General features: G+C 50.8%; 27 protein-coding genes. 19 read left to right on the top strand and 8 right to left on the bottom strand.

Going from position 1 to position 26,549, the window contains the following annotated elements; translation table 11 throughout:
- Positions 1 to 59 precede the first annotated feature (59 nt).
- The gene (locus EDC56_RS04820; RefSeq protein ID WP_123711352.1) at positions 60 to 503 is read left to right on the top strand and encodes an Lrp/AsnC family transcriptional regulator; all 444 of its coding nucleotides are present in this window, start codon (positions 60 to 62) and stop codon (positions 501 to 503) included.
- A 100-nt stretch (positions 504 to 603) separates the two neighbouring features.
- Here EDC56_RS04820 and EDC56_RS04815 read toward each other — a convergent pair whose 3' ends face one another.
- Positions 604 to 1,836, bottom strand: coding sequence for a DUF711 family protein (locus tag EDC56_RS04815; protein ID WP_123711780.1), 1,233 nt, complete (start codon positions 1,834 to 1,836; stop codon positions 604 to 606).
- 254 nt (positions 1,837 to 2,090) lie between these two features.
- Between EDC56_RS04815 and EDC56_RS04810 the strand changes: the two genes are divergently transcribed.
- On the top strand, positions 2,091 to 2,564 hold the full coding sequence (locus tag EDC56_RS04810) for a YcxB family protein (RefSeq protein ID WP_123711351.1): 474 nt from the start codon (positions 2,091 to 2,093) through the stop codon (positions 2,562 to 2,564).
- Between the two features lie 10 nt (positions 2,565 to 2,574).
- Here EDC56_RS04810 and EDC56_RS04805 read toward each other — a convergent pair whose 3' ends face one another.
- The 3 genes from EDC56_RS04805 to EDC56_RS20055 form a co-directional block, all read right to left on the bottom strand.
- Positions 2,575 to 3,054: a GNAT family N-acetyltransferase gene (locus EDC56_RS04805; RefSeq protein WP_123711350.1), complete on the bottom strand. Its 480-nt coding sequence runs from the start codon at positions 3,052 to 3,054 to the stop codon at positions 2,575 to 2,577.
- Positions 3,055 to 3,159: 105 nt separating this feature from the next.
- Positions 3,160 to 3,711: a disulfide bond formation protein B gene (locus EDC56_RS04800; protein ID WP_123711349.1), complete on the bottom strand. Its 552-nt coding sequence runs from the start codon at positions 3,709 to 3,711 to the stop codon at positions 3,160 to 3,162.
- A gap of 13 nt (positions 3,712 to 3,724) precedes the next feature.
- Complete coding sequence (locus EDC56_RS20055; RefSeq protein WP_425452452.1) at positions 3,725 to 3,880, bottom strand: DUF5993 family protein; 156 nt, start codon at positions 3,878 to 3,880, stop codon at positions 3,725 to 3,727.
- Between the two features lie 304 nt (positions 3,881 to 4,184).
- Between EDC56_RS20055 and EDC56_RS04795 the strand changes: the two genes are divergently transcribed.
- The 6 genes from EDC56_RS04795 to EDC56_RS04770 all read left to right on the top strand — a co-directional run bounded on the left by EDC56_RS04795 (position 4,185) and on the right by EDC56_RS04770 (position 9,716).
- Positions 4,185 to 5,039 (top strand): phytanoyl-CoA dioxygenase family protein, encoded by an 855-nt coding sequence (locus tag EDC56_RS04795; protein ID WP_123711348.1) that lies wholly within the window; start codon positions 4,185 to 4,187, stop codon positions 5,037 to 5,039.
- A gap of 106 nt (positions 5,040 to 5,145) precedes the next feature.
- Positions 5,146 to 5,415 (top strand): FeoA family protein, encoded by a 270-nt coding sequence (locus EDC56_RS04790; RefSeq protein WP_123711347.1) that lies wholly within the window; start codon positions 5,146 to 5,148, stop codon positions 5,413 to 5,415.
- A 2-nt stretch (positions 5,416 to 5,417) separates the two neighbouring features.
- A complete protein-coding gene (feoB, locus tag EDC56_RS04785) occupies positions 5,418 to 7,781 on the top strand; it encodes a Fe(2+) transporter permease subunit FeoB (protein ID WP_123711346.1) in 2,364 nt (787 codons plus the stop codon).
- Positions 7,782 to 7,929: 148 nt separating this feature from the next.
- Positions 7,930 to 8,760, top strand: a complete 831-nt coding sequence (locus EDC56_RS04780) for a CvfB family protein (protein WP_123711345.1) — start codon at positions 7,930 to 7,932, stop codon at positions 8,758 to 8,760.
- Positions 8,761 to 8,878: 118 nt separating this feature from the next.
- Positions 8,879 to 9,301, top strand: coding sequence for an ACT domain-containing protein (locus EDC56_RS04775; protein ID WP_123711344.1), 423 nt, complete (start codon positions 8,879 to 8,881; stop codon positions 9,299 to 9,301).
- Between the two features lie 58 nt (positions 9,302 to 9,359).
- Positions 9,360 to 9,716, top strand: coding sequence for a DOPA 4,5-dioxygenase family protein (locus EDC56_RS04770; RefSeq protein ID WP_123711343.1), 357 nt, complete (start codon positions 9,360 to 9,362; stop codon positions 9,714 to 9,716).
- Positions 9,717 to 9,898: 182 nt separating this feature from the next.
- Here EDC56_RS04770 and EDC56_RS04765 read toward each other — a convergent pair whose 3' ends face one another.
- A complete protein-coding gene (locus EDC56_RS04765; RefSeq protein ID WP_148059312.1) occupies positions 9,899 to 10,123 on the bottom strand; it encodes a hypothetical protein in 225 nt (74 codons plus the stop codon).
- A 244-nt stretch (positions 10,124 to 10,367) separates the two neighbouring features.
- On the opposite strand from EDC56_RS04765, the gene EDC56_RS04760 reads away from it, so the two are divergent.
- From EDC56_RS04760 to EDC56_RS04735, 6 genes are all read left to right on the top strand, one after another.
- Positions 10,368 to 11,498 (top strand): hypothetical protein, encoded by a 1,131-nt coding sequence (locus EDC56_RS04760; RefSeq protein ID WP_123711341.1) that lies wholly within the window; start codon positions 10,368 to 10,370, stop codon positions 11,496 to 11,498.
- 163 nt (positions 11,499 to 11,661) lie between these two features.
- Positions 11,662 to 12,297 carry a LysE family translocator gene (locus EDC56_RS04755; protein WP_123711340.1) on the top strand — a complete coding sequence of 212 codons (636 nt, stop codon included), beginning with the start codon at positions 11,662 to 11,664 and terminating at the stop codon, positions 12,295 to 12,297.
- 116 nt (positions 12,298 to 12,413) lie between these two features.
- On the top strand, positions 12,414 to 13,163 hold the full coding sequence (locus tag EDC56_RS04750) for a TSUP family transporter (RefSeq protein ID WP_162844077.1): 750 nt from the start codon (positions 12,414 to 12,416) through the stop codon (positions 13,161 to 13,163).
- Positions 13,164 to 13,375: 212 nt separating this feature from the next.
- A complete protein-coding gene (locus tag EDC56_RS04745; protein ID WP_123711338.1) occupies positions 13,376 to 13,717 on the top strand; it encodes a DUF805 domain-containing protein in 342 nt (113 codons plus the stop codon).
- A gap of 148 nt (positions 13,718 to 13,865) precedes the next feature.
- Entirely contained in the window at positions 13,866 to 14,759 is an 894-nt protein-coding gene (locus EDC56_RS04740) for a cation diffusion facilitator family transporter (RefSeq protein WP_148059311.1), read from the top strand.
- Between the two features lie 298 nt (positions 14,760 to 15,057).
- Positions 15,058 to 16,260 (top strand): FAD binding domain-containing protein, encoded by a 1,203-nt coding sequence (locus EDC56_RS04735; RefSeq protein ID WP_123711336.1) that lies wholly within the window; start codon positions 15,058 to 15,060, stop codon positions 16,258 to 16,260.
- Between the two features lie 15 nt (positions 16,261 to 16,275).
- Here EDC56_RS04735 and phnX read toward each other — a convergent pair whose 3' ends face one another.
- Genes phnX through phnW form a run of 3 tightly spaced genes read right to left on the bottom strand, consistent with a single transcriptional unit; the run spans position 16,276 to position 19,626 of the window.
- Entirely contained in the window at positions 16,276 to 17,091 is an 816-nt protein-coding gene (gene phnX / locus EDC56_RS04730; RefSeq protein WP_123711335.1) for a phosphonoacetaldehyde hydrolase, read from the bottom strand.
- Between the two features lie 14 nt (positions 17,092 to 17,105).
- Positions 17,106 to 18,524: an aspartate aminotransferase family protein gene (locus EDC56_RS04725; protein ID WP_123711334.1), complete on the bottom strand. Its 1,419-nt coding sequence runs from the start codon at positions 18,522 to 18,524 to the stop codon at positions 17,106 to 17,108.
- Positions 18,514 to 19,626 carry a 2-aminoethylphosphonate--pyruvate transaminase gene (phnW, locus tag EDC56_RS04720; RefSeq protein WP_123711333.1) on the bottom strand — a complete coding sequence of 371 codons (1,113 nt, stop codon included), beginning with the start codon at positions 19,624 to 19,626 and terminating at the stop codon, positions 18,514 to 18,516. Before phnW ends, EDC56_RS04725 begins: the two co-directional genes overlap by 11 nt.
- Positions 19,627 to 19,811: 185 nt before the next feature.
- Between phnW and EDC56_RS04715 the strand changes: the two genes are divergently transcribed.
- The 5 genes from EDC56_RS04715 (at position 19,812) to EDC56_RS04695 (ending at position 26,541) form a co-directional block, all read left to right on the top strand.
- Positions 19,812 to 20,522 carry a UTRA domain-containing protein gene (locus EDC56_RS04715; RefSeq protein ID WP_123711332.1) on the top strand — a complete coding sequence of 237 codons (711 nt, stop codon included), beginning with the start codon at positions 19,812 to 19,814 and terminating at the stop codon, positions 20,520 to 20,522.
- Between the two features lie 113 nt (positions 20,523 to 20,635).
- Positions 20,636 to 21,649 carry a putative 2-aminoethylphosphonate ABC transporter substrate-binding protein gene (locus EDC56_RS04710; protein WP_123711331.1) on the top strand — a complete coding sequence of 338 codons (1,014 nt, stop codon included), beginning with the start codon at positions 20,636 to 20,638 and terminating at the stop codon, positions 21,647 to 21,649.
- A 59-nt stretch (positions 21,650 to 21,708) separates the two neighbouring features.
- The gene (locus tag EDC56_RS04705; RefSeq protein ID WP_123711330.1) at positions 21,709 to 22,758 is read left to right on the top strand and encodes an ABC transporter ATP-binding protein; all 1,050 of its coding nucleotides are present in this window, start codon (positions 21,709 to 21,711) and stop codon (positions 22,756 to 22,758) included.
- 2 nt (positions 22,759 to 22,760) lie between these two features.
- Complete coding sequence (locus tag EDC56_RS04700) at positions 22,761 to 24,440, top strand: putative 2-aminoethylphosphonate ABC transporter permease subunit (protein WP_123711329.1); 1,680 nt, start codon at positions 22,761 to 22,763, stop codon at positions 24,438 to 24,440.
- Positions 24,441 to 24,795: 355 nt separating this feature from the next.
- Complete coding sequence (locus EDC56_RS04695) at positions 24,796 to 26,541, top strand: ShlB/FhaC/HecB family hemolysin secretion/activation protein (protein ID WP_211333560.1); 1,746 nt, start codon at positions 24,796 to 24,798, stop codon at positions 26,539 to 26,541.
- Positions 26,542 to 26,549: the final 8 nt, after the last annotated feature.

Below are 26,549 nucleotides of genomic sequence, written 5' to 3'. Positions count from 1 at the left end.
CTTCGAATTATCGTTCTATTAGTGTGTATAAAAATCTTATTTCACAACTATGTGTCGCTATGGATAAAATAAACGAACGAATATTGCGCCTAATGAAAACGGATGCCCGGATCAGTAATGTTGAGCTGGCAAAGCGTGTGGGCTTGTCCGCTTCAGCCTGCTTGCGCCGTGTGCAAGAGTTAGAGCGCAGCGGAGTGATTACCGGTTATCGAGCCGTGATTGATCCGGCTAAAGTCAATGTGGGCTGTACGGCTTATGTTGCCATTGGTTTATCTGAGCATACGAAACAAGCGCAGAAGGCCTTCGAGCAGGCGGTGTTGGACGTCGATGAGATCCGTGAATGCCACAACGTCACGGGCGCGTTTGAATACCTGTTGCGTGTCGAGACCGAAGACTTAATTAGCTACAAGAAACTGCATACTGACGTGATCGGCTCGATAGCACAGGTCAGTTCGATTTCGACTTATATGGTGATGGAGTCAGCGAAGGATGAGCGCGCCTAGTGACGGCGGTCGTAGAATATTGCGTCGATGCTGTAAAAAACAACAATCATTGCGTCGCAGGCGGTGTTTTTGATCGCCTACGGCGCAGCTAGGTTGCGAACTAGGGCACGGCTAGCACGGCACAGTTGCACAGGTCGTCACTCTCGAAGGCGGTGATGTCGCCGGCAACGAGACCAGGGACGGGGAAGACGCGGACGGTGAGTGGCTTGTTAAGGCGGAAGGCGAGGGTGCCGGTGTCACGCATGAGGGCGGCAATCTTTTCTACTGAAGTGTTACCAGGAATGGGTACGGTATCGAGGCCGATGCCACAGACTGCGCTGTAGGTGAGTAGAGCGCGAATATCGAAGTGATCAGCGAGGCTGCCCTGCGCGAGGCCGAGATCCTCCGTTAAGGCTAGCATTAAGCCGGAGAAGCCGACAAGCTCGACACCCTGTATTGATTTGAAGACGCGGGTGAGTAACGCGGAGGCCTCAACACTACCGGCGGCACCAAAGTGATCGACACCCAATAGTTGATAGATCTCGGCCATGCTTGCGCAATCCTTAGAAGGCGCGGCAGAGCTGTCAAAGCCGGAGAAGGTGAAGTCATTGCCGAGCTCGGCCTTGTCGATCAGTGTGTGAATCTGCGTTATATGATGCTGCAGCGCCTGCTGTATCACCTGGAAGCGGCCCCGAGTGAGTGCGCTGTGCTCGCCGCTTGTGTGTTGTTGGTTGAAGGTTTTGAGTACGTTGACCAGTAGGTCGGGCGTTTCTAGACCGATAACAAAGCGATTACCAAGTGATGATTTGTGGTAGCTGGCAGGGAAGTAGGGGATCAGTGGTTGGCAGTTAAAGTTGACCGTAAAGTTAAAGTTGCCCTCCCCGCGTGGGGTCACTTGGCTGATAGCGCGGACGGCCTCGGCAGAGCGTAAGATGAGCTCATTATCGAGCAGGCCGAAATCATTGGTAGCTACGTTGACGCAGACGTTACAGAGATCGCCAAACTCCTCGATCAGTGTTGGCAGTAAGGCGATCTCAGCGGCGTTGCGTGCCTCGCCGATGGCGAAGCGGATACGTAGCCCTGACTCATCGTTGGCGCTGAGTAGGTTGCTGAGTTCGCGTAGGTCGGCGCGAGCACTGTCGACGTTGCGGGTGTCGAGGTAATCGCCAAAGGGGTTGGTAACGATTCTCACGGATTGAACGGTGTAGCCATGTTGGTCAAATTGGCGAGAGAGCTGTGCACAAAATTGTGATGCCTTACGAATCTCTTCCTGCCATTGCTCACGGTGCTTGTCGAGGCTGATGAAGGTGGTAATGGTTCTGATTTTGCACAGAGCTTGATGACGGTAATCCACGGCTGCAGTTCCTGTGTTAACGATTGAGAGGTCACTAAAGCCAGTATAGTAACCTCGCAGTGAGCGACTGAATACGCTGATGGCGCAAAGCATGAGAATATTACGACGATAGCGCCGTTAGCCGGCGACAATAATAGCGCGATTCCCTTGAATAACTGCTATATTCAGCTGCGTTAATATACTGGTATAGCGCCGTTGTATTTACGCCCCTGTTTCTATTTAACTGCATCTACACAATAGGCTGTCGATTAATCATGGATTACCAAGCGAGCTTTGTTCTCGACAAGGCACATTTTACCGAATGTTTTGAAGAGTCAAATGCTGGCGTTAGCCAAAAAAATAATTACCTCAAAGCGGCGCTGTTTCTGCTGGTGGCAGTGGTGATGATGATGATCGGTGTCGACGGGTATGTGGTGGCTATTGTATTGTCGTTAGCAGCTCTGGAGGCTGCCAGTGTGTATTATCGGCGCGGTTGGTGGGTGGCGCGGCAGATGCTCGGGCGATCTGCAGGGAGTACAGTATCGTTGACCGTTGATGATAACGGGGTACATATACATTCGTCTCACGTTGAGCAGAGCGTGGCTTGGTCGGAGCTGCAGCGCGTATTGGAGACGAACAGGGGGGTGCTACTCGAGCAGAAAGATGGCGTTAAACACTATCTTTCAAAGGCGGCGTTGACGACCGAGGTGGTGACGTTTATGCAACAGCAGATCGCATCGGACGCTTAGTTGTATCCACTTAGGCTAGCGCTGGCTGTGCTATTGGCTCGGTAGTGAGTGCGACTAAATCGATCTGCGGGCTCATAGACCACTGTCGATAGCGTGTGAATCCATGCCTTTGATAGAGTGCGATCGCCGGTATATTGTTGGCGGAGGTCTCAACATGTAGGGGGCGACCGCCGGCGAGCTGTCGGCTCAGTGTCAGTAACTGGCTGGCGAGGCCTTGGCGGAAACAATCTGGCTCGACGACTAGACTGTCAATATTGAGCTGTTGCTCTGTCTCTTCGAACTCGATGACGGCGGCTAATTGTTGTTGCTGCCAGGCGCCGTAGAAGAGTGTGTCGGCTTGCTGAATATCGCTGACAGTTCTGTGCAGAGGCGGGAAGTCTTCGACGCCAATGATCTTGGCTTCATGTAGATAGGCACGTCGCATTAATGGCTGAATCTGTGTGGCAATAGCGAGCTTTCGGTGAGCAAGTTGAGTGACGATCGGGCCCATAGTTTCTCTTGTCTTATTATAAGAAAGCCCTGGGGCATCACTGCCGCAGGGCTTTTTAGTGCGTTGTACGACCGTTAAAGCCGTTAAAGCCGTTAAAGCGCTAGTCTACAGGTTAAACAACCAATATTGTATTGGGTTATCTGGGCACTGTAGCGGTCCACACTCTGCGAAGGTGGCGAGAGCGTTGAGCAGTACGACAGCGACGGCTGCGATCAGTGCGATCTTGGCAAGTGTGCTCTGCTGCTTAAAGGGAATGAAGCCTTCGATATTATCGTATTGCGCTCGGCAAGCACTGACGATCGCGAGGCCGAAGATGATAATCATGAAGCAGATGAATGCCCAAGTGTAAAAGTGCAGGCTGAAGAAGTCAGAGCCGTAAGCAGGTGTGCCCGGTAGGACGTGTAGGCTGGTTTGACGCAGCGCGGCAACAGCGCCAAAGATGGCGGCGAGAGTTGCTAGGCTGTAGTGCACAGGTTTGTTGCCCAGGCTGACGTTCATGAATAAGCCGGCCATAACACCGACAAAACCAACACGTTGTAATAGACAAAGCGGGCAGGGAAGTTCGTGATCAACAAATTGAGCGATGAAGGCGAAGCCGAGAATTGCAGTGACGGCGAGTAGGCCGATAGCGTTTAACTGACGGTAAATATTTGGCATAGCACTTACTCCTTTAAAGCAGAATGCTGAGTTGATCTGTTGAATGATGTATTAGCCAGAATAAGCTGATAACGAGAGCGAAAAAGGAGGTGTATAACGCGGCTTTTTCTTTGCCTTTAAGTGTCAGCACTTGGGCAATAAAAAACAGGGTGAATAGCAGTGAAATCATGAGAGCTTTCCTCGTGAAGTAAGTCGCCATGGGGCGAAGGGAGGATGAAAGGTAGGGGCAATGTATACATTTTATTAAGTATAGCAAGGGATGTTACGTGGTGATGTTGTGGTTTTTGCGTATGGTCAATTTTTTCCTGGAATGAGCGTTTTTAAAGTGCCTAAATATCTTAAATCTTTAGGTATCTAAAATTATTGTTTGTCTGCGAGGTGGTTTTTTTGACTTTGAAGCGGTATTTTAGCCGGCGAACAATAAACGTTGGGCACCGTTAATGGTGTTCTGGTCTCGATAAAGGGTGAGAAAATTGACTAATAACAAGCCTTTGGTGGTTTCTTTGTGGGGCGAGGATCCGGTGGTATTGCGTGCTCGCTTTCAAGAGTACGGGTATTTGCATTTTAAAAAATACGTCGCCGATGAGAAGTGTCAGCGTTTGATGGAGCAGTTTCTAGAGGTGTTGTCACCGCATATTGTGTGCGATAAAAAAACTAAGTTACCGGCGTTAATGGGCGAGCCTTTCTTTGAAACAGACCCTGTCTGGGATGAGGTTTATCCTAAAATTCAAGCGCTGGAATCTTTCCACAGCTTTTTCCACGAGGATGACATTACTGATTTGATGCGGGTGGTCAGTGGTGGCGAGGTTTTCGTCTACCCGATGAAGATGGCGCGGATGGCGACACCGCGTAAGCAAGGGTATGAGACTCCACCACATCAAGACGCCCATTCCCATCATGCTGGTCCGACGATGGCGGGGATCTGGGTAGCGTTACACGATATGACGGAAGAGATGGGGCGGTTGAAGATGTTGCCCTATTCACACCTTGATGGCGTGCGCCCGGTTTTCGAAGCACAGGGTGTGGGTGGTGTACAGTGCGAAGTTTATGATCATGAGACCACCTGGCATGTATCGAATATGCAGCAAGGCGATGTCATTATCTTTCATTCTTGTTGTGTACATAAGGCGGAACCGAACACGGCGGAGAGCGCGGCGCGGCTTAGTATCGATACGCGTTTTTGTGATTATGGTGCCCCTGTTTTCTTTACCAACTTAGAGCCGCACCACGGTTGGCGTATTGAGTCGCTTGACTGGGATTACGTCTATCGCCACTGGCAAAGTGACCGCTACCAGAATTACTGGCAAAATTATCCGAACCTGTTCTAAAAATTAATTTCTAGTAAAGAAGACGGATGTTTGATGTAGCGCTGTATAACGAGGATGAGAATCATTACCATTATCGCCAATATCTGTTTGCTGTCGGAGATTGATTATGAATGCCGCTATATCACTACAAACTATACCACTCGCTGAGTTGGCGGTGGGCAACTTGGGTCGTATCGTTGGTTATGACCAGGATGCAGTGTCTTATCGTCGCAAACTCATGTGCTTGGGACTCACCCCCGGTTGCGAGTTTCGCGTGGTGCGCAGCGCGCCCCTTGGAGATCCTATTGAGATACGGGTACGAGGCTTTAGCCTGAGTTTGCGTCGCGATGAGGCCGCAGTGGTGAAAGTTGAGCGAATTGAAGCGGTGGAGAAGTAAGAATGCAGCAGGCTACCATCGCCCTCGTCGGTAACCCCAATAGCGGTAAGACGACACTGTTTAATGCGTTGACCGGTACGCGTCAACGTGTGGGTAATTGGCCCGGTGTCACCGTCGAGAAAAAAGAGGGACGTTTTAATCATGCCGGTACCGACTTCACCCTCGTCGACCTTCCCGGCACATACTCACTGCATGCGGGTGCCGATGTCGATTCACTCGATGAGCAAGTCGCGCAGCAATACGTGCACTCCGGTGAGGCCGATCTACTGCTGAACATCGTTGACGCCTCGAGCATTGAGCGTGGGCTGTATATGACGACGCAGCTGATGAACAGCGGCATCCCGGTGGTGGTGGCACTGAATATGATGGATGTGGCCGATAAGCATGGCGTGCACATCGATCCTATTGCGCTCAGTAAAAACTTAGGCTGCCCCGTGGTGCCTGTCATCGCTAGTCGTAACGACGGTATAGATGGGCTGTTAGATGTGATGCAGCATTACCTCGAGCGCGGTGAGGAGGGGAGCTTTCATCTCGGTGCACTGGTCGAAGAGCAGATGGCGCTCTTAGCGGCACCCCTTACTGAGTCGGCACAGGACAATGCAGCCAGTGAGCCACAAACAGAGGTACAGCGCCGCAGTCGTAACCGGTTGCTAATCGGCGCGATGATGGAGGGCGATGCCCAGGCGGAACAGCGTTATCTGTCTCTAACCGGCGAGCGAGGGCAAGTATTACTGGCTGACTGTCGTCGAGTGATGGAGGGAGACATCAGCCTTGCGGTGATCAAGGCGCGCTACGCGACGATTACCACTATCGCCGAGCAGTCGGTGCGGCTTGAGCCACCGAAGAAGACCTATTCCGAGCGATTCGATGATGTATTGTTGAATAAGTGGCTGGCCTTCCCGCTCTTTCTCGGGGTGATGTACCTGATGTTCACGCTGACGATCAACGTCGGCAGTGCCTTCATCGATTTCTTTGATATCAGTGCCAACGCCTTATTTGTTGAATACCCTCGTATGGCGATGACAGCGGTCGGTTTACCGGCTTGGTTGATTGCAATCTTAGCCGATGGCGTCGGCGGCGGTATGCAGCTCGTGGCTTCGTTTATTCCCCTTATCGCCATGCTGTTTTTCTGCCTGTCGTTTCTCGAGGACTTTGGTTATATGGCGCGGGCGGCATTTATCGTCGACCGGCTGATGCAGCGTTTGGGCTTGCCAGGAAAGGCCTTCGTGCCGTTGATCGTTGGTTTTGGTTGCAACGTCCCCTCGGTGATGTCGGCACGAACGCTCGATAGTGCCAGTGATCGACTACTGACGACGTTGATGGCACCGTTCATGTCCTGTGGTGCTCGCCTGACCGTCTATGCGTTGTTTGCGGCGGCCTTTTTCCCCCAAAATGGCCAGAATATCGCCTTTGGCCTCTATTTTATTGGTATGGCGCTGGCTGTGGTGTGCGGCTTGTTGTTACGCAAGCACCTGCTGTCCGGTGAGCGTGCGCCGTTTATTATGGAGCTGCCGGCCTACCATATGCCGACCATGAAGGGGATTTGCATACTGACTTGGCAGCGCTTGAAGGGTTTTGTGATGCGGGCGGGTAAGGCGATCGTTATCGTGGTGGTCTGTCTCAACTTCGTCAACTCGATCGGCACTGATGGCAGCTTCGGCAACCAAGATACGGAGCAATCGGCGCTGTCGGCGATCGGTAAATCCATCGTGCCGCTGTTCGAACCGATGGGCATGAAAGAGGATAACTGGCCTGCGGCGGTTGGTGTATTTACCGGCGTCTTTGCCAAAGAGGTGGTCGTCGGTACTTTGGATACACTGTACGGCGAAGTAGCACGACAGCAGGCCGGTGGTGCGGCGGTTGAGGCGGAGCCCTTCGATGGCCCAGCTCAGTTCGGTGAAGCGGTGGCAAGTATTGGCAGCAATCTCGTCGATGTGATGGATAACCTTGGTGACCCTCTGGGCCTCAGTGTCGGCGATGTGAGTGATCAGGCGGCGGCGGCAGAGGAGCAGGAAGTCGAGTTGTCGACGCTGGTGTTGATGCGCCAGATGTTCGATGGCCAGGCCGCAGCCTTCGCTTACCTATTGTTTGTCTTGCTGTACATGCCTTGCGTGGCAACACTGGGTGCGATTTATAAGGAGGCCGGCGGTTATTGGGCGGCTTACAGTGCGGCCTGGAATACGCTGTCGGCCTATACTATTGCGGTTATTTTTTATCAGCTGGCACGCGTCGGCAGTCGACCAGAGGAGTCTTTGGCCTGGGTGGCGGCGATGTTGCTTGCCTTGGCGGGTGGTTATTACGCCCTGCTGCGCCATGCCCGTAAGGTCAGTCGTAATAGTGATTTGATTCCGACTGTTCAGCTCTAATAGCGTTCCACCACACGGCAATATAGCCTGTCTGTCGCCTTCTTGTGATAGAACAGGCTATGCTGTGGTGAGGCCTTATCGCTAAGCCTTCGCCAGCGGTGTATAATCCCGCGCTCTGTTTTCCGATCCCCACCGCTGAGGTTGTTGCATGATTAAAGTTGGCCGTTCTTATACGCTCGAAGTCGTCAAACTGGTCGATTTTGGCGCCTATGTCGATGCTAAAGACCTAGGCGAAGTACTCGTGCCGCGCCGTTACCTGCGTGAAAACGTTAAGGTCGGTGATGAGTTGAAGGTGTTCATCTACCTTGACTCACAGGATCGCTATGTGGCGACGACGCAGAAGCCGAGAGCGCAGGTGGGTGAGTTTGCCTATCTGAAAGTGGTCGATTGCACCGAGGTTGGGGCGTTTCTTGATTGGGGGGTGGATAAAGATGTGTTGGTGCCCTTCGGTGAACAACACAAGCCGATGCAAGTGGGCGGTTCTTATTTAGTCTACCTCTACCTTGATAACAGTGGCCGTATTAGTGCCTCGTCGAAGATTGAGAAGTACATCGTCGATGATCAGTCACACCGCTACAAGCCGAAGCAGAAGGTCAATATCATCGTCGCCAATAGCACCGATCTTGGCCATCGTGCGATCGTCAACAATCATATCTGGGGTGTCCTGCACAGTAGTGATGTTTTCGAACGATTGAGCTTCGGTGACCGAAAAGTCGCCTTTATCAAGGAGATCCGTCCCGACGGTCGTATTAACTTGACGCTTGCCGGTGGTCAGGAAACACGTGACAAGTATGCCCGCACTATTATGCGCGAGCTAGAGAAGCGCAATGGTTTTTTGCCGGTGCACGATAAGTCGTCACCACAGGAAATATCCGCCTTGTTTGGTATGAGTAAGGCGGCGTTTAAGAAGGCAATCGGCGGTCTGTACAAACAGCGCATAATCACCATCGAGAAAGATGGGATACACCTGGTTAAATAGAGCTGAGCAGGGCTGTTGTCGTTAATGGGCGATTGACAGCGCTGCTCGCATAAGTGATTTATTAGTCGGTGCGATGCCGTAGTCTATTGAAGTATTGCTCATGTAGCAGGGGGTGTGTGTGTCGGGTGAAAAGAATATTAATAAGCTTATCGCAACGATGACGCCAGAGCTGGTCGAAGAGGAGTTTGTCTTTGGCTCGTTGTTCGATGCCGATCTGGAGGTCGTGCTCTGCTTGCAGCCCATTGCCACCTTTCAGGAGCAAGAAGGGCTGACAGTGGTGATTCCTCGTCGTAAGGCGGATCAGCATGATGTCGAATACACCGGTGTCTTTAAGTGTCTTAGCCTAACGGTACACTCGAGTCTTGAGGCCGTAGGGTTGACGGCGGCAGTGGCGACTAGTCTCGCTGAGGAAAATATTAGTGCTAATGTGGTGGCGGCCTTCTACCACGACCATATCTTCGTGCCGGCGCAGGATGCCGAGAGGGCGTTAGCCTGTCTCGAGACTTTGGCGCGCTATGCCAGTGCTGAGCCCGTCGTATAGTCGGTGTTGCTGGTGAAGTGTGCTATCGAATAATAAAGAACACTGCGAGCGATAAAAGATGAGTGAGATTCTGGGATTGATGAATACGCATCAGCACTATCATGCGCATATCTACTTTGATCAAGCGACGCGGGAAAGTGCGAGGGCGTTGTGCGAGGAGGTGGGGCGGCGTTTCGCTCTGAAGGTCGGCAGGTTTCATGAGAAATTGGTCGGCCCTCATCTTAAGTGGAGCTGCCAAATCATTTTTCAGCGACAGGATTTTGCGGAATTTACTACATGGCTTGAGCTCAACCGTGCGGGTCTATCTATTCTTGTGCATCCGCTGACACAGGATGAACTTGCCGATCACACCGAGCATGCGCAGTGGCTCGGCGAGCCAGTACCGCTTAAGTTGGCGTTATTTTCTCGCGGTTAAAAGTTCTCGGTGTCGAGAGGCCAGGAAGGCCTTTATCACGTTACCGTTATTGTTGTTTTTTGTGGCAATCGTTTTGAACGCTTAATGTAAGGCGGTGCGTATTAGCTGGATGTTGCTTATTCCGGAGTTTTTTTGTTCGATAAAAATAATGTCAATGTCGAGTAGAAAGTAGCGTTTTATCGTCACAGTAACGAGTCGATATTCACCGGTAGAGAGCTATCTTTTACTGCATATTCACTAGTGGCGAGGCATAGTCTGACGGTCAATAAGGCGCTATCGATAGGCAGGAGGCGAAGCTTGGGCCGGTGGCTGTCGAAGGTTTTCAGGCTGTTGTCGATAGTGGTTTTGGCGATTACGCCGAAAGCAAGCTGATCGATGTGCTTCGAGAAAAGATATAGTAACAGCAAAAAGCTGTCAGTTGAGTGTGTGGGCTGCACGGGCGGCAATGTTGGGGAGGTTGCTGCCGGTTAGAGTGAGCGAGTGCTATGCTTGCTCTTTGGCCGAGCCTTAAGCGTGGTCAATCAACAATAAAGTTGACGATGATTATATTGCGGCTGATTATTCTGTATTGCGGCTATTCAGGCGTTATCGTAAGGTTTATATTGTCGGGCTGTTACAGGCTGTATCACCAACAATATATCAGGGACTCCCATGCGTACACTGACTCAAACCCTCTTAGTTTTTGCCCTGCTGACGACGTTGAGTGCCTGCTCGCTGCTGGACGTAAAGATTGAGAATCCAGCGGAGCCGTTGACCGATCAACAGATGAACATGCGCAAGCTGACGCGAGACTTCCTGCCAATCTACTCAGAGACAATTGAGCAGGTGGCTGATGAGATCGTCGAAGGCACTGATGATATCGATGTGAAGGTGTCAGTTCTGTACTGGAAGCTGTCGAGTGATCAGGCGGCAGTTTCTGCGGCCCTGCAGTCGGATCCGATGATCGTGATTATTGATATGTGGTTGTTGATTGCCGAGCAGAAACTGTACTTTAGCTCGGACGCGGCCAATGAGTTCTTCAAGGGGACAGAGCAGGACATTACCCCGGCGGTTACGGAGCTGTTGACGCAGTTTAAGGCGCTCTCGAAGGCGATTTTAACCGAGAAGGAATACAGCAAGGCGTCGGGCTTTATCGATCAACAGCTGAGCCAAGATGAGCCGGAAAACATGAGTTTCAAGCGCGGCAGTATTATTGCGCAATGGTATCAGTACCAGGGCCTGTCGCTCGCTGATGCTAATTCCAATGTCGGGACGCTGCCACAGGTGATGTCGGACATCTCTGATCGAGTTGATCTGAGCACCGCCCAGGCCTCGAAGAGCATCGCTTGGAAGCTAGAGATGCTCAATTTGCGCTCTGGTTTGAAGGATGGACAGCTCTCGCAGTTGTTGGGGAGTATTCAGAAAACGGCTGCCCAGTTGGCTGACTTAACGGAAGACAACCCTGAGCGCGTAAAGCGTATCGCAGAGACTTTTGGCGAAGAATTCTCGCCAATTATGGCAGAGTTTACTGCCGAGCTGACCGAGGAGCGGTTGGCGTTAGCAGAGTTGCTTACAGAGCAGCGTCAGGCCTTGGGCGTGATGGTCAGCGAAGAGCGAGCGCAAATTTTAACCGATGCCGAGGCTATCTCTGACAGGCTGATTCGCACCACGATTGAAGAGTTAAAAAGCCTCATTGTCATCGTGGTGGCGGCACTACTGTTGCTGATTTTAGTTCTGTTCTTTGTACCCTTCTATATTGGTTATTTACTGGGTAAAAATAAAGGGAAAAAAAACAGAGCATAGATTAGATGTTAGTCATGTTGGTCTTGTTGATATGCCGATAGATAATATCTCTGCTTTTGACAGCAAAAATAAGCTTTTTTAGTTTTTTCCCTAGCTGGCTTGTTTTTACTGTATGATGTGGCGCATTAAAATAATGAAAGCTTAGTTTCCTGTCGAGGTATTTATGAGTGCGGACGTATTGTTTGCTTATGTTTTCGTTTGTTTTCTTTGTGTCATCAGCCCTGGTCCTGCTGTTTTCTTGGCCATTTATAATGGTGCGGTGAATGGCAGCAAGGTCGTTGTGGTGTCTGCTTTAGGGAATATTATTGGCTTAATGTTCCTGTCCATATTATCTGCTGGCGGGCTCAGTGCGCTTCTTTTGGCTTCGTCCACTTTATTTTCGCTGGTGAAGTTCACCGGTGCTGCCTATCTTATTTATTTAGGGGTGCGCCAGCTTCGGTCTGTTAATAAAACAACGCTCAATAATACTGAGCTTACGGAGGAGGCTAATCGATCATTAGACTCTTACTTTAAGGAAGGTTTTTTCGTCGCGGCAACAAACCCAAAGCCAATTATTTTCTTTACGGCTCTTTTCCCACAGTTTTTAGATACCTCTAGCCCAGTACTTACGCAATTTATGCTGATGACTGTTATCTTTATGACTTTTTCATTCTTGTCGCTGTCAACTTACGGTTATTTGGCACAGCGAGCTAATGGTCTGATGTCAAATATCAATAACGCAAAGTGGTTTCACCGTATCAGCGGTGGCTTGTTTGTGGGGATGGGGGCAAGCATCCTCTTTATCAAAAGAGAAGGCTAGGTTATTTTATTCCCTTCTATTGAGTGCTTTTACTATTTTATTCCTAAGATAAAAAGAGAATTGTTTTCTTATATTCGGATATAATGCGCCACTTTTTATTGTTAAGGCGTTACTATATGGATATCACGTTGGACATTCTTGCCATACTGGCAGCTATTGCTTTTGTTGCTGGGTTTATTGATGCGATTGCGGGTGGTGGGGGCTTGTTAACACTGCCTGCGCTATTGTTTGCGGGCGTTAGCCCAGTACAGGCTATTGCTACGACGAAATTCTCCGCCTGCTTCGGGGGCTTCGCCGCTACTCGTTTTTTTATTAAGCGTGATTTGGTATCAGTCAAACAGCAAACTTGGGGCATTATTGCCGCTACCCTTGGGGCTACTTTGGGGGCGCTTGCCTTACAGCTATTTGATGCAAAATTGCTAATGATCGTCCTGCCTTATGGGCTGATTCTTATCGCAGTCTATTTGTTGTTCAGCAAGAGCTTCGACCAGGTAAAGGCTAAGGCAACGCTGTCAGAAAAATCATTTAATGGCTTGTTGGTATCAGGCGTGGGCTTCTATGATGGATTCTTTGGTCCCGGCGCCGGCACTTTTTTTACCTTGAGCTATTGTAAGCTACGTGCAATGGATCTACTGCGTGCCACGGCGCATGCTAAATTACTTAACTTCACGACAAATACAGTCGCCTTGTTGGTGTTTATTGTGACTGGCATGGTCGTTTGGAAGATTGCTTTGGTGATGGCCCTAGGACAAATAGTTGGGTCTCATCTAGGTGCTGCCTTTGCTGTGAAGAAAGGTGTAACGTTTGTGCGCTACATGACGGTGGCGGTGTGTATTGCGATGAGTGTTAGCCTGTTATTGAAGTAAGTGTATCTTACCTAGGAAGCCGTTGACTATTCTCATGTGAAAATCTGCCCTGTCGGTTAAAATAAACTTGATGTCAACAAATAAACAGTAGCTTGCAGCTTTCTACTGGCGTGCAAATGAACTACTGTCTAGTTAAGACTCAAGCAGGCAATAGATAGAAGCGCTTTTGTTTGTTTTTATCGCATTACATTTCAATCAACTTAGGGGGATATGTGGAGTATTTCACAGCGGCATTTAATAAGTACGCAGACTTTACCGGCAGGGCTCGGCGTCAAGAGTTTTGGATGTTTATCCTGTTCTACTATATTTTCTACTTAGTGGCTTGTGTTATTGATTGGCTGATGGGGACGGTACTGCTATCGGGTATATATATGCTGGTCACTTTTTTGCCGTATATCAGTATCTCAGCGCGACGGTTGCATGATACTGGTCGGACCGGTTGGTGGCAGCTGATCGCCCTTATTCCATTAATAGGTTTTATTATTTTGACTGTCTTCTTCATTCAAGAGAGCGCGGAAGACAATGATTACGGCCCCTCACCTTCACCTGAGTAGTGTTTTAGCAGTATTGTCGTTGTAAAACTGCTGGAGGCCCGGGTTGCGGCCTTCGGTTAGCTGGCTTAGTCCCCCTTTCATCGTTACTACTAGCAATACTGCCGGATATCCCCTGTCGGTGGCTCTCTTTGATTATACGGAACGCGTTATGTTAGAAAGAAAGGTCTTGTTAATCTCTATATGGGCGACCCTGTTCTTCGCCTTGTTGGGTGTAGTGTTTGGCATTGTTTCAGAGTCGAGCATGATCATCTTCGATGGTATCTATTCGTTGATTTGTGTTGGTCTAAGCTTCCTGTCACTGTTGGTACAAAAGCAGATCGAGTGCCACAAGGACGACCTGAACTTTCCCTTTGGCAAGGCTCACTTTGAGCCGCTACTGATTATCTTTAAATCGTTAGCCTTAATCGGCATGTGTTTATTCTCAGCCACCATTGCCGTTGCCGATATCTTGGCAGGTGGACGTGAAATCTCTGCGGGGCCAGCCATCATCTATGCGTTGATTGCCACGATAGGCTGCTTCGTCGTCACGGGCTACATTCAGCGTAAGAGTCGTTGCGTTGCCTCGGGCTTATTAGAGGCAGAGAAGAATCAGTGGTTAGGCGACTCTTTGTTAAGTCTCGGTGTGTTGTTGGGCTTTACGGTTTCCTACATGATTGCGGGCGGTGAGTTTGCCTGGTTGGTGCCCTATACCGACCCCGGAATGGTGGTGATCGCCTCGAGCTTCTTTATCCTGTTCCCGTTGCGCAGTTTTTTTGAGGCGGCAAGAGAGATGATATTCTGCCAAGTCGATGATGAGTTCATGGTGCCCATCGATAATATCGCCCAGTCGATCGCTAATGATTACGACGCAGAGTATAAGTTACGCATGATATCGGTGGGCAGGGAGCTCACTATTGAGGTGAATTTTCTGCTGGCTGTTGATCGGCCGTTGAGTGTGAGTGAAATGGATGAGATGCGGGTTCTCATTGCGATAGCGGTGAAAGAAATGAATAAAAGGTACTGGATCAACGTTAGCTTCACCAATAGCAAACTATGGCTGTAGTGGTGAGCAGAGCACTCGATTTAAACAGCTTTGGTTGTAGTGGGAGTGGGGCTCTACTGTTCTAGAGAGGGGCAGTTCTAGAGAGGGACAGCTCTAGAGAGGAGCCGTAGAGACGCTGAGAGCACACACATAAGTAGGAGGAGGTGTGCTGTTCTTTGTTATTTTGATGCGCTATCGTGTCTCGCACAATAATCAAACAATAACGTTGGCCGCCTATAGCATGGGGTTCAGTTCGAGTAGCTGGGATTGAATATCAGAAGGGCGGCTAAGACGGTGGTCAATGGAGTAGCGGTTCTGCATGGTAAAATTAAGTATCGGTATTATTGGTGGTTCGATCGCTGGCTGTGCTGCCGCGGTTGCTCTCGGTCGAGCCGGGCATGATGTGCAGGTTTTTGAGCGATCAGCAGGGCGACTCGAGAGCCGCGGTGTCGGCATCACAATCCCCTCGACAGTGATCGACTCGCTGAAGGAGAAACAGTTAATCGATGATGATTTCCCATGCTTTGAGACGGAGCAGTTGTCGTACCATGTGCAGGATTCAGCCTCGCCGGAGTACGGTAGAAGTCCCTATGTGATGCAGCCTGAGACTCGCTTTAAACAGTTCAACTGGTCTGATTTATGGCGGGCTCTACGCAGCCGAGTGCCTGAAAATAGCTACTTTGATAGTCAATGTTGCATAGAAATTCGTAATAACGACGATTACTCTGAGGTTGTCTTTAGCGACAATAGCTCGCAGCGGTTTGACTTGGTGATCTTCGCCGACGGCTACCGCTCAATGGCTCGTCAGCTATTGTTTCCCTCGCAGCCGTTAAACTACGCGGGCTATGTTGCCTGGCGAGGTGTGCTCGAAGAGCGTTATCTGACGACAAGTGAGCCACTGGAAAAGGGCACAGCGTTGGTGTGGCGCAGGGAGGGGCAGAGTATCTTCTACTTTGTTCCTAGCCCTAAAGGGGGTGTCGGTGTTGGCGAGCGATGGGTGAATTGGGTGGTCTATATGCCTGTGGATAAGGAGCAATGGTCACACTATCTGAGTGATCAATCGGACCATGATCAGGTCGCCTCGTTGCCTCCGGGGCTAATGTCTAATGCGGCCGAGGAAGCGCTAAAACAGAGGGTGACGGCAGAGCTACCGGATTATTATGCGCGTATTATTAACAGTAGTGAGCATACTTTCATGCAGCCGATCTACGATGTCTGCCTTCCTGATTATCGGCAGCAGCGTGTGTGTTTGATCGGGGATGCGGCGACGCTGGCGCGTCCGCATGCCGGCAGTGGCGTGATGAAAGGAGTGGATAATGCCTTATCGTTAGCGGAGATGCTTGCTCAGACGGATGATATTGAGGCGGCACTGGATGAGTGGTCGTCGCAGCAGGCCGACACTGCCCAGCAATCCTACTTGCTCAGTAGAAAGCTGGGACAGGCTTTTGTGCAAGACGTCCCCGATATAGCCAGTTTCAGCGAGGAGCAGATTATCAACTGGCTATATGAGTCGGTTGCTTAAGCGTTGAGTGGTTTGTTAAGGCTTTTCGCCGTTGCTCAAGCGTCTATCGATATCTTCTAACACGCTAGGTAAGTCAGCAATGGTATCGATCAGGTAGTGGCTGCCTGCCTGTTCTAGCTTGCCTTTTGCCAGCTCTCGGGCGGCAGCAAGTTCTTCGCTGCTGGCCTGTTCAAACTGTTGGCGGGTGAGACCGGCTTCATTGCCCGATAGCGTCAGGCCGACGGTCCACATGCCGGCGTTAAGTCCCTCGCTAATACCCGGTGCTGAGTCGTCAATTTTAACGCAGTGGCTGACGTTGCTAACGCCGAGCTTGATTACGTTTTCCAGTGCCATAAACGGCCCCGGCCTGGCACCGGCCGCTAAGTTGTCGCTGGCGACGATGCAGTCGGGCTGATAGCCATTAGCAGCGGCCACGGGAATCAGTTTGTCCATGACAACCTGAGGGTAGCCAGAGCAGCTGCCGATTTTTATGCCGTTGTCTCTCGCCCACTTGATGGTTTCCAGGGTGCCGGGAATCAGTTCGGCGTGGTCGGCGACCTTGGCGATCTGTAGTGGCATAAAGGTTTGGTAGATAGCCTGTGCTTGCTCCTCGTTCATCGCTTGGCCAAATCGCTCAATCCAGCGTTGCTTTACTTCGGGAAGTTGACCGACGCTGCGAATGTGGTCGATCTTGCTCAGCCCCATCGGCACGCGAGCCTCGGCTAAGCTGATGTCGAAGTCGTATTCGGTCTTAAACGCTTCGACAAAAATAGTGGTGGGGGCGAACGAACCAAAGTCGAGGACGGTACCGGCCCAGTCGAGCACGAGTAATTCAATCTTATTTGTCTTCATGGTGTTTCCGTTAGTTAGAGAGTGAGAGTTTGCTGTTGAGGAGGGCAGACGGAGGCAATCGCCTGTTCGACGATGTCGATGGCCTCTGCCAGTTGTGTGCGTTCGATGATCAGCGGCGGTGAGAGCTGCAGAACATTGCCCGCGGAGACTTTAAAGCTGACGCCGTTTTTCATGCACTGATACATCACGCGCTCGGCCTCGGCACTGGCCTTTTCTTTGCTGTCACGGTCGAGCACTAATTCGATGCCCCAGAGTAGGCCGATGCCGCGGACATCACCGATGATGGGGTAGCGTTCCTGCATCTCGGCAAGTCGCTGGCGCATCCACTGCTCGTCGTCTTTGACCTTGCTGAGCAGTTGTTGCTGCTCGATGGTCTCAATGGTCGCCAACGCAGCGGCACAGCTCACCGGTGATTTTTCATGGGTGTAGTGACCGAGCGAGACGTTGCCGGCAATGTTGTACTGCTCACGGGTAATCATTGCCGCGAGTGGCATGATGCCGCCACCGAGGCCTTTACCGATGCAGAGAATATCGGGGCAGATACCGAATTCCTCGAAGGTAAACCAGTGGCCGGAGCGACCCATGCCGTTGGGGATCTCGTCAATGATTAGCATCACGCCGTGCTTGTCACAGATTTCGCGGATACGCTGCCAGTAGGCTTTGCTGGGTACCTGGACATCGGTATTGCGCACGGTTTCGGCGATAAAGGCACCGACGCCGCCTTCCTTCTCGATGACGTATTCGAGGTAGTCGGCGTAGTGTAGGTCGTCACCGTCTTCACGTACGAAGGGGCCACGATAACGGCAGGAGGGAGGGATGCGCTCGACACCGGCCATCAAGGGGCCGAGGCCCTGGCGAAAGCCCGCTTCACCGCCGACGGCGATGGCATCGAGGCTGGCGCCGTGAAAGCCATCCCACAGTGATATGACTTTGGCGTTGCCGGTGACCAGTCGTGCTAACTTTAGCGCCATGCCGACGGCCGAGGTACCACCGGGGGCGAACAGTAGCCGCGTTAACTCATCGGGGCAGATATCGATGATCTTCTTGGCGCAATCGACGGCCGTCTGATTGGTAAAACGACGCGGGCTAAAGGGCAGGGCCTGCATCTGTTGTTCTATCGCCTTTATCACGTTGGGGTGGCCGTGACCGAGCTGATGGACGTTGTTGCCGTGGAAATCCATGGTGCGATTGCCGGCGCCGTCGGTGAGGTAGATACCGTCCGCGCCGCTCAAGCTATTCATGCAGGGGCTGGACATCGATTGATGCAGGAAGACTCCGGCATCGTCGTCGAGCAGCTGTTGGCTACCGGCATCGTTGATCTGCTCCCGCCATTGCTGGCGGGCGGCGGTGTTGTTGATATCACCCTCGGCGACAAGGGGTTTGCTATTCGTTGATCCGGCAGGCGGGCGGGCAGAGCCTGGATTAAGCGACATGGTTTTCCTCCCAGTACAGGGCGCTCTTCATTGCTGCCAATAGCTGCTCGATATCGTCAGCATAGACCTCGCCAATGTTGCCGATACGGAAGCAGTCGGTGTCGGAGACCTTGCCGGGATAGATCACGAACCCCTGTTTCTTTAGTGCCTGATAGAACAGTTTAAAATCATAATCGGCATGTGTCGGCGATAGGAAGGCGGTAATAATTGGCGACTGTTGCTCGCGATTGATTAGCGCTTGAAAGCCAAGCTCGGCCATGCCTGCAACCAGTCGCTGCTGATTTTGTTGGTAGCGCTGATGGCGCTGCGCGACACCGCCCTCGCTAGCAAGCTCTTCTAACGCAGTGGCAAAGGCTCTAACGGTGTGAGTAGGCGAGGTGAAGCGCCACTTGCCACCACCGTACTCCATTGCTTGCCATTGGTCGTAGAGGTCGAGGCTCAGTGAGCGGGCGCGGCCTTTACAGGCTTCAATTTGGCTTTGCTTGGCGATGATAAAGCCAAAGCCGGGTACACCCTGGATACACTTATTCGCCGAGCTGATTAAAAAGTCGATATCGAGGGCGGCGACGTCGAGGGGAATACCGCCGAAGGAGCTCATCGCGTCGACGATTAATGTCTTGCCCGCCTGCTTGCTGATGGCGGCTAGCTCTTCTAATGGATTGAGTATACCGGTGGTGGTTTCGCAGTGGACGAAGGCAACGTGGGTGCTCTCAGGGTAGTCGTTCAAAGCGTTGGTGAGGTGTTCGGGGCTAATGGCGTTGCACTCACCGACATCGACGAGTCGGTGTTGGATGTGCAGGATGTTGGCAATCTGGGCAATGCGTTGGCCGTAGGTACCGTTGGCGAGTATCAATAGGCAGTGCTCATCGCTGAGTGCCGAGCCGATAACCGCTTCGACCGAGGCGGTGCCAGAGCCCTGCATGAGTACTGAGGTATAACCTGCCTGCGGGGTGGCAAGCCTGACCAGCTGGCGACGAATCTGTTGCACGATGTCGTGGTTATAGTCATCGTCCCAGGTGCACCAATCTTTCATCATCGATTCGCGCACGGCTTTCGAGGTGGTCAGGGGGCCGGGTGTCAGGAGCAAATAGGGGTTATTCATCAGCGTAAACCTCAGTCTAGAGTCATTCTGGTCTATACCAGATTGGAATACCGACAAGAATAACCGCTGAATATGTCAAATATGTGACTGCTTGAGAATTTGATCGCCTAATTACGCTTTGCTTGCAGCTTAATCAAGGACGATATAATCTGGACTGAACCAGTAAGCAATCAGTGAGAACAGCGATGTCTGTAGTTGGACAGGGACAGCGGATTTTTTTAGACCTAACACAGCAGCTGCGAAGCGGTGAGTTAAAGCCGGGCGATAAACTACCCAGTGAGCGCTTCCTGGCTGAGAGCTACCACGTTAGCCGGGCAACCCTGCGTGATGGTTTGCAGCGTGTCGCGGATCAGGGGTTGATCTACCGGGCTAATCGACGCGGCTGGTTTGTCGCACCACCTCGGGTACGTTATCAGCCGGCGATAGAGCCGAACTTTCATCAGATGGTGAGTGCCGCCGGTGGTCGACCTAAAACGCAAACGTTAGAGAAGAGGATTGTCCCCGCAACGGCCACTATCGCGGCTATGCTCGATGTTGATGAAAACACCTTGGTGTTCTATTTAAGGCGTTTGCGCTACATTGATGATCGAGCGGTGTGCTGTGCGGAAAGTTATGTCAGGGCCGATCAAGTGCCCGGCTTACTCGATTGTAATACCGATGGCTCGATGACGGAAATCTATCAACAGCAGTTCAATAAAACCTATGGAAAAATAGATATCCAGCTCTACCCAACGGCGTTGAATCAGCAGATCGCCGAAGCGCTATTGACCGTGGAGGGTGCGTCGGCGCTACTTATTAAGCGGCTCAATAAAGGCCTAGATGGCCAGGTGATCGACTATGAACTTGAGTGGTGGTGTCACGATGCGATCACCGTTTGCTTTTCGGGCGGGGTGTAATTTCGAGGCATTAGTCGGCGAGTCATAATCTTCATATTACTGTCATCTGCTTGTCATCTGGCTCTGGATAATAGGTCACACTTCAACTGGTATAGACCAAAAAGTGAGACTGTATGAAATCTTTTAAATTATTAGCGTTGACGGCACTCATGGCGGCAACGTCGCTACCAAGCCTAGCGCAAGCGAAAACTGATCTAACTGTTTACACCGCTTTTGAAACCGACCTACTGAGTAAATATAAGTCTGCTTTTGAGCAAGACAATCCTGATATCGATATTCACTGGGTGCGTGACTCCACCGGTGTTATCACCTCACGTTTGCTGGCTGAGGGCAAGAATAGCCCTGCTGATGTCGTCTGGGGGCTAGCGGCCTCATCGCTACAGCTGCTGAAAGATCGTGGTTTGATGGCGACCAGCACACCGGCGAATGCCGATGAAATCACCGATGCCTACAAAGACCAGAGTAAGAACCCTGCCTGGTACGGTAATGATGGTATGTTTGCTGCTGTCTGCTTCAACAAGGCGCTGGCGAAGAAGAATAACATTCCAGAGCCGCACAGCTGGCAGGACCTGACTAAGCCGGTCTACAAGGGCTTAATTTCAATGCCTAACCCTGCCTCTTCTGGTACCGGCTATATGCAGGTATCGGCTTGGTTGCAGAGCATGGGTGAAGATAAAGGCTGGGCCTACATGGATGCGCTGGACAAGAACGTCTTGCAATATCAGCATTCGGGATCAAAGCCCTGTGCACAGGCAGCAACCGGTGAGGTTGTCGTAGGAATTTCGTTGGCTGTTCGCGGCGCTATCTTGAAGACACAGGGGGCACCGCTGGATGTCATTGTTCTTGATAACGCCGGTTGGGACTTAGAGGCCGTGGGCATCACCAGCAGTAGCAAGCACAAGGCCGCAAGTGAGCGTTTGCTGGAGTGGTCGCTGAGCAAGAAGGCCAACGAGATGTATAACGAGAACTACCCCATTGTCGGTAACAAGACCGTTAACACAAAGGGTAAGGCGTCGACTAATAACTACCCTGATGTATCGGGTAAGAAACTCGATAATGACTTCTCTGTCATGGCGTCTGAGCGAGATGGCATTCTCAAAAAGTGGGGCAGCCGCTACAGCCAGTAGTACCAGTACTGGTTCGTTAGTAGACGTTATCCTTATTCACGAGAAGTAGAGTCAGTAACATGAGCAAGAAACCATATTTAAATATCCGTCAGCTCGGAAAAAACTACGGCAATATTAACGCCCTAAAGAACCTTGACCTGAGGGTCGAGGAAGGGGAATTTATTGCGCTGATAGGGCCTTCTGGTTGTGGTAAATCAACGTTTCTACGCATGTTAGCTGGCCTCGAAGAGGTAACCACTGGCTCTATCTTGCAAGACGGTGTCGATGTCACAGAGTTACCTGCCGAGCAGCGTGACTTTGGTATTGTCTTTCAAAACTATGCCTTATTCCCCAACCTGACGGCTATTGAGAACGTCGCCTTTGGCCTGCGCAATAGCGGCCTAAAAAAGAAGTTGGCACTGCAGCAAGCAGCGGAATGGTTGGAGAAGGTGGGTCTGTCTCACGTGAGTAATAAGCTGCCGGCAAGCATGTCCGGCGGTCAGCAGCAGCGTGTAGCTTTAGTCAGAGCGTTAGCGCTTTCGCCGAGCATGCTGTTGCTTGACGAGCCCCTGTCGGCCCTCGATGCCAAGGTACGACATCGCCTTAGAGGGCAGATTTTAGAGTTACAGCGAGAGCTGAAAATCACCACCATCATGGTAACCCATGACCAACAAGAGGCGCTAACGATGGCGGATAGAATCGTGGTGATGAACCACGGTGTTATTGAGCAGATCGGTACGCCGCAACAAATATACTGTCAGCCAGATAATGAGTTTGTCGCTGATTTTATCGGTGAGGCGAATTTTATTTCAGCCCCGACAAAGAATAATCTGGTTAATTTTAACAACCGCGAGATCGTTGTTGAGTCGGCTATAAAACAGGCCGATTCGGAAGGTCTGAAGAAATTACTGCTGCGTCCTGAACACCTGCAGCTCGACTTAGCTGCCAATGCGGACTTGAGTGCGGAGCTGGTTGGCCTCGAGTTTATGGGCAGTACAGTTCGTTTGCGCTTGAACTATAACAATCAACCGTTACACGTCGATACCGCCGCGGATGCTTTGGCGTCGCTGCCGCGTATTGGTCAGCTCTGTCATCTGCGTGTTGATGCACAAAAGCTGAGGGCGTTTTAATAATGAACACTACTGCGATAACAGCTAAGTCGAAGCTATTCAGCGATCGATCTTTCTCATTAACCGTGCTGCTGCTGTTATTCGCTGCCGGCCTATTTATGCTGATGTCGCCGCTGCTCGCGTTGTTGTCGCGCAGCTTATTCGACAACAGTAATAATTTTATCGGTCTCGATAACTTTGTCGAGTATGCGCAATCACCGGAGCTGCTTAACTCATTTATGACGACGATGATGATCGGCTTCAGCGTGGCCGCCATTACTGTTACGCTCGCCTTTATCGTCGCCTATGTGATACAGCGCAGTTGCTTGCCCGGCAAGGGATTGATGAAGGTGGTTGGTTTACTGCCTATCTTAGCGCCGTCGATGCTGCCGGCCATCGGTCTCATCTATTTATTTGGCAATCAAGGTATTCTCAAACCACTTATTGGCGATGCCAGTATCTATGGCACTACGGGGATTATTATTGGCCTCGTGGTTTGCTGCTTCCCCCATGCGCTGTTGCTGACGCAGACCGGCTTACGACAGATCGATGGCCGTCTCTATGAAGCGGCGAGGGCGATGAGAACTTCGGCGTTTAAGACCTTCATGACGGTGACGTTACCGAGCGCAAAGTTCGGTATTATCAGTGCCTTTATTACCGTCTTTACGCTGTCTATCTGTGATTTTGGTGTGGCGATTATTATCGGCGGAAAAACCAGCGTCTTGGCGACCGACATCTATAAGTTGGCCATCGGCATGCACAACTTTGGTATGAGCGCCGTCGCTGCGATCGCCCTGTTAGTACCAGCACTGATTACCTTTAGTGTCGATGCCTGGTTGAAGCGCAAGGTGACCAATATGGGCAATAGCCAGGCCACCAATGCCCCGACGCAATCGTTACCGTTAGTGCACAGCTTTATGGGGGTGGTCACCTGGTTCGTGTTGGCTATCATTTTGGCGATTATTGCCATGCCGGTCTACGGCTCATTTGTCAGTTTTTGGCCCTTCAATACCACGTTAACCCTCAACCACTACAATCTTGATGCGGTCTCTAGCTACGGCTTCTCGCCATTTTTTAACAGTATTCAGCTGGCCTTTTGCACTGCTTTTTTCGGCACCATTGTTGTCTTCATCGGTGCCTATGTGAGCGAGAGAAGTGCGGGCTTTAAGTTCTTGAAGGCCCTGATCGGTCAGTTGGTGATGTTGCCGCTGGCGGTACCGGGACTGGTCCTCGGTATCGGTTATGTGATGTTTTTCTCCTCGCCCAGCAACCCATTCAATGGCTTGTACGGTGCTATGGCGCTGCTGGTGATCTGTACCATCGTGCATCTGTATTCCGTCGCACACTTGATGTGTGTGACTAGTTTCAAAAACATGCCGGTAGAGCTCGAAGGGGCGGCGGCATCGTTGAAAATTTCGAGGCCAATGCTGATCCTGCGGGTGATACTGCCGATCAGTCTGCCTGTTTTAATCGATATATTTGTCTATCTATTTGTCAGTGCAATGATCACGACTAGCGCGGTTATCTTCCTTTATAACAGCGGTAATATACCGGCTTCGATAGCGGTTCTTCATCTCGATGAATCGGGCAATATGGCCTCGGCAGCGGCCATGTCGGTCTTTATCCTGCTGACCGCGTGTACTGTGAAACTACTCGGTATGTGGTTGGCCAGGGTTCTACAGCGACGTCAGTTACAAGCATAGGCGTCGTCTATTTTCTGGTTATCTCTGGGCTATTTCTCTGTCGTTAGTCGATGCTGATGCGTCGACTTTTGCCTTCTGATAAAAAAGTTTTGTTCTATCACTCAGGAAAATAATAGGTATTTTTTTTGCCTGTACCCGTCATAAATAAAGGTTTTAAATGTCTGGCTTTTTTTAAAAGGTGTTGGCAATGGGTGTTTGAGGTCACTGAGTGGTGAGTCTGAGCGTTTGCATTCTATCTTGTTGTTTTTTATCGACACTGCTGAGTATTTTTAACGCAGGGCTAATTTTCCTTTGTCGTTGATCTAGTCGCGTTTTTTCTATATTTTATAATAAAAATTATATGAACTCGGAAGTTATGTTGTCGGTAATATATAAAAAAATACGCCTACCTGCTGTAAATGCTTTTGCTTTACTTGTACCGATTGTTGGGCAGGCGGCTGAGTTGTTGCCGTTATCATCACCGGCAGATCACATAGTGCAGCAGGAGCAGCAGCGTTTGCTGGAGCAGCGCCGCCAGCAGCAAGATGTTGAGCGTGAACGTACACGTCAGGCACCGAAAAAAGAACAAGCAAAGACTGACTACTCGGCGAGCAACGTCTGTTTTGATATTTCTGATATCGACCTTAATGGGGTGAGCCTGCTACCAGTTAGCGACTTTTCATCATTATTGCAAAGTTACAGACAACGTTGCCTTGGCAGTAAAGAGCTGAATCAGTTGCTGCAAGCTATAACACAGCATTACTTTAATAAAGGATATGTCACCAGTCGTGCCTACTTACCACAGCAAAACCTTGCCGATGGTAGTCTAACCATTGAGGTTGTCGAGGGGGTGGTGCAGTCGGTAAAACGGGCGACGGACAATACTGTGGACAGTGAAGTCGATGAAGAAGGTTTTGCCGGGTTGTTTTTTCATGTTGCCGATCAGCCGCTTAATCTACGAGACTTAGAGCAGAATTTGGAACAAATCAATCGCCTTCGCTCCTATCGAGCGACAATGCAACTGTTGCCTGGCGATGAGGCTGGCAGCAGTGTTGTAATGATTGAGCAGGATAGAGATAAGCCATGGCAATTGACAGGCCAGGTCAACAACAGCGGTCAACCCTCCACCGGCGAGATACAACAGCAGGTGATGCTAGGTTGGGACAGTCCACTCGGCTTGTATGACTATGGTTATCTGTCTTATCAAGGGGACAATAAGCATAAAAATAGCGGCAAAATGAGTAAGAGTGTTAGTGGTCACTGGGATGTGCCATTGGGCTATTGGAATGTGTTAGTTGACGCCAGCCGGTTCAAGTATTCCTCTGTGGTGCACAGCGATGTGAGAGCCTTTACGACTACCGGTGTTAGCAACTCTCAGCAACTAACGGTACAGCGAATACTGGCTCGTGATGGTGATAGTAAATTGCGTGTCGAAGGCAGCTTGCAGCGTAAAGACAGTAAAAACTATATGGCGGGGGTGTTGTTGCAAAATAGCAGCCGCACCTTAGCGATAGCCTCTCTCGGCATTAATCATGAACAATACTTTTCTGGCGGTGGGTTGTTGCTGTCAGCTTTGAGCTATCAGCGTGGTCTCGATGCCTTTGATAGCCCTGATGACGATGATAACCGTGACCGATATGCGCCAAAGGCACAGTTTGATAGCTATGGTGGCTCGCTAGAGTGGCGACAGCCCTTCAGGATCGGTGAGCTTGGCGGTCAGTATCGCACTCGCTTAGTCGGGCAGTATAGCGAAGATGAATTGTTTGGTAGCGAGCAAATCAGTATCGGCGGTCAATATACCGTGCGTGGTTATAAAGGGAATAGCTTATCGGGTGATAGTGGGGGCTATTGGCGTAACGATGTCAGCCTCGATATAGCCACACCTTTTGGCGGCCCCTGGCTAACGCGGCTAAGCCCATTTATTGGTCTCGATACGGGCTATGTGCGTAGCGTTTTCATCGATGGTGATAAGTACCCACGATTAAGCGGCTGGGCTACCGGTGTGAATGCTAACGGTCAACATTGGGCGGCAACGTTGCAGTGGTCGCAGCCGATTAAGGCGCCGCGCTATATGCGCGACACCGGAGAGCAGTTCGAATTTAGCGTTAGTCTGTTTTTATAAACGCTGAA

Source organism: Sinobacterium caligoides (assembly GCF_003752585.1).
Classification (GTDB): Bacteria; Pseudomonadota; Gammaproteobacteria; order Pseudomonadales; family Sinobacteriaceae; genus Sinobacterium; species Sinobacterium caligoides.
Note: the sequence above shows the minus strand (reverse complement) of the source record. Positions and strands in the feature narration are given on the sequence as shown.

What these genes read in the sequence shown, in the direction of transcription:
- EDC56_RS04735 (WP_123711336.1), top strand. Translation starts at nt 15,058, where the DNA reads ATGGTAAAATTAAGTATCGGTATTATTGGTGGTTCGATCGCTGGCTGT.
- EDC56_RS04810 (WP_123711351.1), top strand. Translation starts at nt 2,091, where the DNA reads ATGGATTACCAAGCGAGCTTTGTTCTCGACAAGGCACATTTTACCGAA.
- EDC56_RS04740 (WP_148059311.1), top strand. Translation starts at nt 13,866, where the DNA reads ATGTTAGAAAGAAAGGTCTTGTTAATCTCTATATGGGCGACCCTGTTC.
- EDC56_RS04725 (WP_123711334.1), bottom strand. Translation starts at nt 18,524, where the DNA reads ATGTCGCTTAATCCAGGCTCTGCCCGCCCGCCTGCCGGATCAACGAAT.
- EDC56_RS04705 (WP_123711330.1), top strand. Translation starts at nt 21,709, where the DNA reads ATGAGCAAGAAACCATATTTAAATATCCGTCAGCTCGGAAAAAACTAC.
- EDC56_RS04790 (WP_123711347.1), top strand. Translation starts at nt 5,146, where the DNA reads ATGAATGCCGCTATATCACTACAAACTATACCACTCGCTGAGTTGGCG.
- phnW (WP_123711333.1), bottom strand. Translation starts at nt 19,626, where the DNA reads ATGAATAACCCCTATTTGCTCCTGACACCCGGCCCCCTGACCACCTCG.
- EDC56_RS04770 (WP_123711343.1), top strand. Translation starts at nt 9,360, where the DNA reads ATGAGTGAGATTCTGGGATTGATGAATACGCATCAGCACTATCATGCG.
- EDC56_RS04780 (WP_123711345.1), top strand. Translation starts at nt 7,930, where the DNA reads ATGATTAAAGTTGGCCGTTCTTATACGCTCGAAGTCGTCAAACTGGTC.
- EDC56_RS04695 (WP_211333560.1), top strand. Translation starts at nt 24,796, where the DNA reads ATGTTGTCGGTAATATATAAAAAAATACGCCTACCTGCTGTAAATGCT.
- EDC56_RS04755 (WP_123711340.1), top strand. Translation starts at nt 11,662, where the DNA reads ATGAGTGCGGACGTATTGTTTGCTTATGTTTTCGTTTGTTTTCTTTGT.
- EDC56_RS04805 (WP_123711350.1), bottom strand. Translation starts at nt 3,054, where the DNA reads ATGGGCCCGATCGTCACTCAACTTGCTCACCGAAAGCTCGCTATTGCC.
- phnX (WP_123711335.1), bottom strand. Translation starts at nt 17,091, where the DNA reads ATGAAGACAAATAAGATTGAATTACTCGTGCTCGACTGGGCCGGTACC.
- EDC56_RS04760 (WP_123711341.1), top strand. Translation starts at nt 10,368, where the DNA reads ATGCGTACACTGACTCAAACCCTCTTAGTTTTTGCCCTGCTGACGACG.
- EDC56_RS20055 (WP_425452452.1), bottom strand. Translation starts at nt 3,880, where the DNA reads ATGATTTCACTGCTATTCACCCTGTTTTTTATTGCCCAAGTGCTGACA.
- EDC56_RS04750 (WP_162844077.1), top strand. Translation starts at nt 12,414, where the DNA reads ATGGATATCACGTTGGACATTCTTGCCATACTGGCAGCTATTGCTTTT.
- EDC56_RS04800 (WP_123711349.1), bottom strand. Translation starts at nt 3,711, where the DNA reads ATGCCAAATATTTACCGTCAGTTAAACGCTATCGGCCTACTCGCCGTC.
- EDC56_RS04820 (WP_123711352.1), top strand. Translation starts at nt 60, where the DNA reads ATGGATAAAATAAACGAACGAATATTGCGCCTAATGAAAACGGATGCC.
- EDC56_RS04700 (WP_123711329.1), top strand. Translation starts at nt 22,761, where the DNA reads ATGAACACTACTGCGATAACAGCTAAGTCGAAGCTATTCAGCGATCGA.
- EDC56_RS04715 (WP_123711332.1), top strand. Translation starts at nt 19,812, where the DNA reads ATGTCTGTAGTTGGACAGGGACAGCGGATTTTTTTAGACCTAACACAG.
- feoB (WP_123711346.1), top strand. Translation starts at nt 5,418, where the DNA reads ATGCAGCAGGCTACCATCGCCCTCGTCGGTAACCCCAATAGCGGTAAG.
- EDC56_RS04710 (WP_123711331.1), top strand. Translation starts at nt 20,636, where the DNA reads ATGAAATCTTTTAAATTATTAGCGTTGACGGCACTCATGGCGGCAACG.